Here is a 7,255-nt window from a genome sequence, read left to right on the forward strand (position 1 = left end):
TAATCATCCTCCGTATAGTTTTTATTATAACTTATTTTCCTATACGACATCTATCCTAACATAGGGGGGGTATCTGTTCTTGGATAACTCAATAATTTGGCTTCATACAGTCCTTGCATAGCTTTTAAAGTTTGGCTCGCTGTCGCTTTATAAAGCTGATTAACTTTTGATTGCAAACTACTTAAAGAAAACAAACTCGGACTATTCGTTTTTTTCTCTTTGGTTTGCACGTCAGCGATTCTGCCCTCTTGATTGCCTATTTTAGCTTGTTTAGAAGAAACAAAAGCTAAAAGCTCCTCTTGGGTTTTAAAACGCTGTGTGGGGCTTAGAACGCCCTTAAACGACCCTTGGTTTACTTTTATACTAGCTTCCACCTCGAAAAAAGGTTCTTTTTTAAAATTCTCTATGGCTTCCTGGCGCTGAAAAATAAGGTATAAGGTGGGCGTTTGAACACGTCCTAGTGAAAATGTACCTGGTACGCCCTTCTGTTGTAAATTTAACGTATACAAAGGGCTTGCGTTCATGCCGATCAACCAATCGGCAATTTGGCGTGTTTGCGCTTCTTGATAAAAGGGATAGTAATTCATTCCTGGTTGCAAATTTTGAAAACCGCTACGAATCACATCTTTTTCTAAGCTATTGATCCATAAACGCTTATACGTTTTATCTTTAGAAAAGGCATTTGCTTTATGAATGATTGACCAGGCAATATTTTCACCTTCTCTGTCGCTATCTGTTGCAACAATAATTGTATTTGCCTTTTTGAGAAGTTCTGCAACAATTTTAAACTGCTTTCCCTTATCTTTTGCAACTTCAAAATCGTATCGATTAGGAAAAATCGGCAAAGATTCAAGTTTCCAATTTTGCCACTTTTCGTCATAATGACCTGGTTCTGCTAATTCGACTAAATGCCCAAAACCAAACGTGATAAACGTTTCATCTGTAAATAGTGGGTCTTTGATCTCAAAATAACCGTCTTTTTTAGCGCTTTGTTTTAAAGCACTTGCGTAGGCCAATGCTTGGCTTGGTTTTTCAGCTAAAATTAATACGTATCCCAATTTTAGGTCAATCTCCTTTTCTACACGTTTTCATTGGTATAAGTCTTGTTCGACTTTTTCATAAAGTCGAACAAGACTTATGGTTTTTAATAATCATAATCATCTTCCTCCAAAACATCACTTTTGGGTTGGAACTTAACGACATTATTTGTCTGATCGTCTATAGTAAAATTACCTATCTCTAAACGTTTGCTGAACTCGTCAATGTATGCAGCAGGATTTCCGAAAGTTTCAGACAATGCATAATTCACTATATCTGATTTCGTACTACCCCTTTTCATTACTTTATTTAATTCTTTTTCAGATCCTATAATATTGTAGAATAGCCCGTCCAATAAAGACTGTTGATTGCTGTTTTTTTGTTCTAATATTTGAATTCGTTCATCCTTTTTTACAATCTGTTCTGATAGGCTTCGGGAATTACTTTGAAGCTTATTAATTTTATTGACAAGCCTATCTAACAAATCATTATAAGGAAGGAGATATTTAATTAACGATTCTTTATCTCCATAATTCTTTTCTATCACATCAAGGATGTCAAAAACGTCTAAGTCCTCTGTTTCGGATAAGGGTATGGTTCTTTTTTTTACTAAATTGTATTCGTCTACTAAATGTTTTCCTTTTGTTTTCCACCACGTATATCCAGGATAAAAATCAACTTGGCCATTATCATACTGCGATTTAACGAAATCATAGATGTCTTTATATGTGATTTTAGATTTGATATTATGGTTTTCATCATATTCAACAATCAGTTTCCTCAATGAAGTCTCTTTTTCTATATCATCCAAAATGCCTTTAGTACCGATTTTATTCATTATCTGAAACCCCTAACATAGACCGTAATTTTGCAATCCGTTTAATATCTAATTGAATTTCCTTTGACGTTGAAGATAAGTCTCGTTTTGTATTATTATTGACGTTTTCTGTGTTATCGAATTGCAGATCAAATAGCGACTGTATAAACTTGATTTTCCCTCTTGTTTCTTCATAAAGTAAATTCAAGTCAAAAGCAATTTGATTTCTTTTTTCTTCTAGTTCTTGATTGGAAATAGACCAATGTTTACAAAAATAACAACCTCTATGTTTCCAATTGAAACTAGGACAGGGCATAGTTTTGTCCATACAAGAGCCTAAATCTAATTTTAAATATTCCTTTTCCTCCACATTCTTGTTTATGTAATTTTTTTTGCTTTGATTCTCAAAAATATCTTGGGATTTTGGATGTAAAAGTGAAATTTCATTGTCATTAAAAGTTGAATTTATTGGTCTATACTGATTGAATTCCTTCTCCATTTTCTGTATTTCAATGTCCATCCAGTTTTCCATATGATTGAAATAGCTATATTGTATATCCTCTGTAATATGTCCTGCCAATCGCTGAATCTCAACCTTGTCATATCCCTGCATCATCATATTAATAATTGCGATGTGTCTTAAATCGCCAAGGTTAATCATTGTATCTATACTACCGATTGCTGAATCAGATATAAATGCCTCTTTTGATCTTGTTGAGTAATTTCTCCGGTAATGCTTATTTATAGAAATAATATTGATTTTATATTTCTCGTGTACTATTTCTTTGAAAAAACTTGCTATTGTATTATTGAAATTATGATAGTTAAACAAAGAATTATCATCATATGTTTTTTTATCATCGCTGAAATAATGACGATAAACCTTATGTGAAATTAAATAATTCGATAGTCCATACTGTTCCGAGCGTATTAAATAGTTTTGAAAAAGGTCGTACAATTCTTGAGGGATAGGTAACGTGTCGTATTCAATGTCTGTTCGATGTGTACTAATTCGATCGTACTTCATTCTTGGAAAGGTGATGAAATAATTTCCATCCTTTAATGAAAAACAATTTCTTTTAATGTGACAAAACTCAATTACCCTCATAGGGATAATAGTTGTTAGATTCCACCATAAAACAAGAGGAAAATATTTAAGTAATTTTTCACTATCGTTTTTTACCGCTTCTTCGTACCAACTGTCTAGACATTGTTTTATGGTTAAAATATCTTTGAAAGACGGCAACTTTCTGTAGTTTTTTTCCAATTTGATTTTCGCTTTATGTTCGTTTAAATCATTTATGAAATATACAAATTCATCTCGATTATAAAATTCTAAAAAATTGACAAGATCCGATATAAATCTATACATAACATTGTTAGACACTTTTTTGACGTTATATTGATTTTTTGAACCTCTACGGATAAGATTGCTTTCCTGAATCATTTCCAATAATTCACTATGTTCCCTAAGACCCTTTGTAGATAGAAAAGCAGTAACAAGGTTTAAAAGCCTAGCCTTTGTAACCGTTATAGAGCTTTCATTAAGTTTTTTGGCCATCCAACATTTCACTGCGATAAATAATTCCTCTTTATTTTCAGTTGTACCAAATTTTAAAGAGTGGGAAATCATCGTGTAATCAAAAACCACGTTACTTCGCGTGAACTCTTCATTAAAAATCCATTTACTATCTTCAAAATTTACACTAACTTTTTTAACTCTATAATCATGAAAGCTTTCTAAAGACTTCTTTGCCTCTTCTACATTCTTGCTAATATCAAACCCAGCACCTCTTATATCCCCTGGATTAATACTGCTGAAATCAAGCATTAATGATCCTACATTCCTTTTGCTTGCCACACACGTCACCCCCCTAGTATTCCTGAAGTTCTAAAACTCTTTAGTCCTTTTGTTGATAAATCTAGACCTAAGTTCTTTATTCGCTCGGTATTTCCTTCTACAAATCCATCTACAACCTCTCTGCCAAATCTACTTCTTGCTTGATCAACAACGTTATGCAGTAGAAAAAACTGGTTTGCAAGCTTCTGTTTTTCTCCGATGGTTGCACTATCAAACTCTTTTGCTATTTTTTCCATCATAAAGATATAATTGTCCATTATATTTTCTAGCGCATACACATTAATCATTGATGCTGCACAAGTATCACACGATGGTCTTTCACCGTATTCATTCTCATATTTACATTCAGCATAGATACATTGATGGTATCTCTGTTTTGAAGGAAGCGATCCTGTTAGGGATTGGTAAAAAAGGGCACGAAGTCCTTCCATATCAAACTCTGCGAGGTATTTTAATACATGCTCCCTTTCTGTTGTGATTCTGTTAATTAATCCTGCGGTCGCTTCAATTTTAAAAACATCACCGAATTGCTTATTTACCTCTAACATTCTTTCCGTTTCGATACTTTTGTTTGTTTCAGTGCCAAAAAGTATATTCGTTAAGGTTTGTGTTACAAATCCAAATTGATTTCTTTCAAACAATTCATCCACAAGATTCTTCACTTGTTCGTTAGATAGCTTAATATAATGGTTAATGGTTGTTTGATCTTGCAAGTGGCTTCTTGATACTTGTGATTCTTTTAACCCTTTCCCCATATGTCTAAGCACTGACCAGATTAGAGTGTTAAGAGTTCTATTCATCTTTCTGTTTTCAAATTTAAATCCATTAGTAAACTCTGAAAAGAAATCTTTATGTGGATTATATTTTTTCACTAAATGACCTGATAAATCTATTAAGGTAGAACTACTATCCAATGTTGCTCTTCTACGAAACTCACAAATACTTATCGCAGTTGCAAAAGCAACTTTGAGTGGCTCACCAATAGTAAATATTCCTTCAGCACTTACATCTGTTTTATTTATTTTTGTTACATACCTGCTAATTTGATAAATGATATTGTTTGCATCCTCCACCGAAGGATCATTTCTCTTTAACCACTCCAAGTTTTCAATTGAGGTAGTTGATAGATCAATTCTTGGAATTTGTGATAGTACGGTACTATGTCTCCAATTATTTGTTAATTGAACTAGAATATATAACCAGCAACTGTCGTATCGTTTATACTTTGTATAATTCATGCTTTGGATTAACTCAGTAACATCTTGTATTGCTTTCTCTTTATGAAATCCTACACGATTGGTATATTTGTATAGCTCATGATATTCCTCTAAAGAATAAATATCCGTGGCTACTTCCTTAATTCTTTTAAAGGTTCTTGGGTCATTTAATTCATCTACGCTATACGGTAAAGGTAATCCTTCCATAGTAAAAGTTTCAAGCATTTGTTTTAAGAAATAATAGAAATCCCCTTGATAACTTCTTCTAATATTAGGTGTATCGTTAAGAAATTTACTATTGATTTCTTTTCCAGAATAGGAGTATATTTCTTTATTAAAAGTAGTGAATATTATTTCCGTACATCTGGCAAATTGATTAGTTAGAAATGTAATTCTATTCTTATCAGACATCCTAGTCCTAAGAAGGTATTTTTCAACATACTGATACCATAATAATTTTGTGTTTTGCTGAGTTTTTGTAAATTTAATATTTAACACTTGCTCAACTTTGAAAAGAAAATCTTCAAAAGGATCTTCTATCGACATAGAATTCATATCCAAATAAAGCTTATAATCCGCCCATAGATTATCAATTTCGTTTTTTTCATAGAGTTTCATTTGAACACCAAAGTGTGAGATTAATAGCAGTGGGGGATCAACTTTTGTTACCTTTATTCGAACCTTATCTTCTCCGCCTTTTATATATTGCGCAAAAGCATTACTATATTTCGCTTGAATTTGCTTCGCTGTGTAATAATTGTTGCTATATTTTTCAATAAGCCTTGCTTGTTCAGAAAACAATTCGAATACGTGCTCTTTTTCAAAAAGCATTCTGTCTCCATATTTATCTGACACGAATAACAACTTTTCTTTAATTAACCTTTGAGTAGTCGCATAAGAACAATTTAATTTTTTCATAACCTCATCAAGTGACAAATAGTTGTGTTGATTTTTATATTTTTCGAAAGTATGAGTTCTCCACCCCCATTGTCCCTTGCCTGCCACTGTGTTTATTATCTCAGTTAGTTCTTGTGCTATTTCTATTGAAACAAAAACATCTAAATTTCCACCAAGTATAATTTCAGTTGGGTTTAGTTTTTTATAATATTTGTGAATTGTAGCGTCGCTAACAACTTTTTTTAGTTTTGCCTTGAGAGATGCCTTTGGTACATAATTTCTAAAAAAACGTTTTACATCTTCTTTCAAATATAAGTTTTTAATATTTTTATCATATTTTTCAACGTAATATTTTTCTCTGAATTCGACCTTTGAAATCTTACATTCAGCTGGTAATTTTGATATGGATTCTTCTAATTTGTAAATAAAATAGTAATTATTGGGCTTCTTATTAAACTTCTCTTCGGCTATCTCGTAGATTGTCATGTAATCGTTAAAGTTAATTTCTAAGTCCTGACCCAAATTCTTGAACCTCCTTCCACATTTTATTATTTATTGGCATATTTAAGTTTGCTATATTACTAGATTGATCTGGAGAGAGTAAGCCTAAAGCCTTTCGAATATTATAAGTGGCAGTTATAATATCAAAATATGACTCCATTGATTGAGTAGATCTATCACCTCGTAATACGGCCGTCTGTTTTTCATTAAATCCAGCATCTAAACACATGTTTGTAAATACTCCTCTCCCTATATGAGAGCGCCACTTTGTTTGAGAGAAGTCTAAATAATCCTGATATCTACCTTCTGTACCTAATAACATCCCTAAATAAGCATTCTTTAATTTTAAAAAGCGCTTATCATACGTGTCGGCAGACATTGAATTTCCTTCCGTATTATAAAACAATGCATTAGGCTGTTTAGGTCCTTTCACCTTTTTAAGTACCACTTCCATATGATTTTTATATAGATAATTTAAAATTGGATCAATAAGACATGATTGGTCTCTTGGATTTTTCACCTGCATTGTTGAAACATCCTCAAACCTATTAAATAAATCAAGTTGACGATCCCTGACAAGTATCACTAATCCTTCAACACCATAATCTTGCCCATTTTGCGACTTTAAAGCTGTTCTAGTCAGGTTTACGACTTCACCTTTACGTAACCCTCCAAAAATTTGTAAAGCCACTCCAAATGCTATATCAGGTACTTCATGCTTTGCTACGTAAAGTATCTCTCGAATATATTGCAAACGAATAAAGATTCTGTTCTCGTTAGATTCATGATTTTGAGGAACTAAATCTTTTCTTTTAATCTTCTCACGTAAAAGAGTTTCATCTGTCTTCTTGTAGGTAAGAGGCTGACCCAAAAGTCTCTTGAATAAATTAAAAGGAAGAAAATCTTTTTTCGATTTTCTTCCTT

At 32.4% G+C, this 7,255-nt stretch carries 4 protein-coding genes and 1 pseudogene; all 5 read right to left on the reverse strand.

Annotation, left to right across the window (positions count from 1 at the left end):
- Positions 1-65 precede the first annotated feature (65 nt).
- Positions 66-1,058 (reverse strand): annotated as a pseudogene (locus tag ACFO3L_RS02760) (DNA topoisomerase); the annotation flags it as partial.
- Positions 1,059-1,144: 86 nt separating this feature from the next.
- Positions 1,145-1,876 (reverse strand): hypothetical protein, encoded by a 732-nt coding sequence (locus ACFO3L_RS02765; RefSeq protein ID WP_025785303.1) that lies wholly within the window; start codon positions 1,874-1,876, stop codon positions 1,145-1,147.
- Positions 1,869-3,716: a site-specific integrase gene (locus ACFO3L_RS02770; RefSeq protein WP_025785302.1), complete on the reverse strand. Its 1,848-nt coding sequence runs from the start codon at positions 3,714-3,716 to the stop codon at positions 1,869-1,871. Before ACFO3L_RS02770 ends, ACFO3L_RS02765 begins: the two co-directional genes overlap by 8 nt.
- A 5-nt stretch (positions 3,717-3,721) precedes the next feature.
- Positions 3,722-6,352 carry a helix-turn-helix domain-containing protein gene (locus ACFO3L_RS02775; RefSeq protein ID WP_025785301.1) on the reverse strand — a complete coding sequence of 877 codons (2,631 nt, stop codon included), beginning with the start codon at positions 6,350-6,352 and terminating at the stop codon, positions 3,722-3,724.
- A partial coding sequence (locus tag ACFO3L_RS02780) for a hypothetical protein (protein ID WP_379963608.1) occupies positions 6,330-7,255 on the reverse strand: 926 nt, incomplete at its 5' end. The genes ACFO3L_RS02780 and ACFO3L_RS02775, both read right to left, overlap by 23 nt.

This window comes from Enterococcus eurekensis (assembly GCF_042654605.1).
GTDB classification, from domain to species: domain Bacteria; phylum Bacillota; class Bacilli; order Lactobacillales; family Enterococcaceae; genus Enterococcus_I; species Enterococcus_I eurekensis.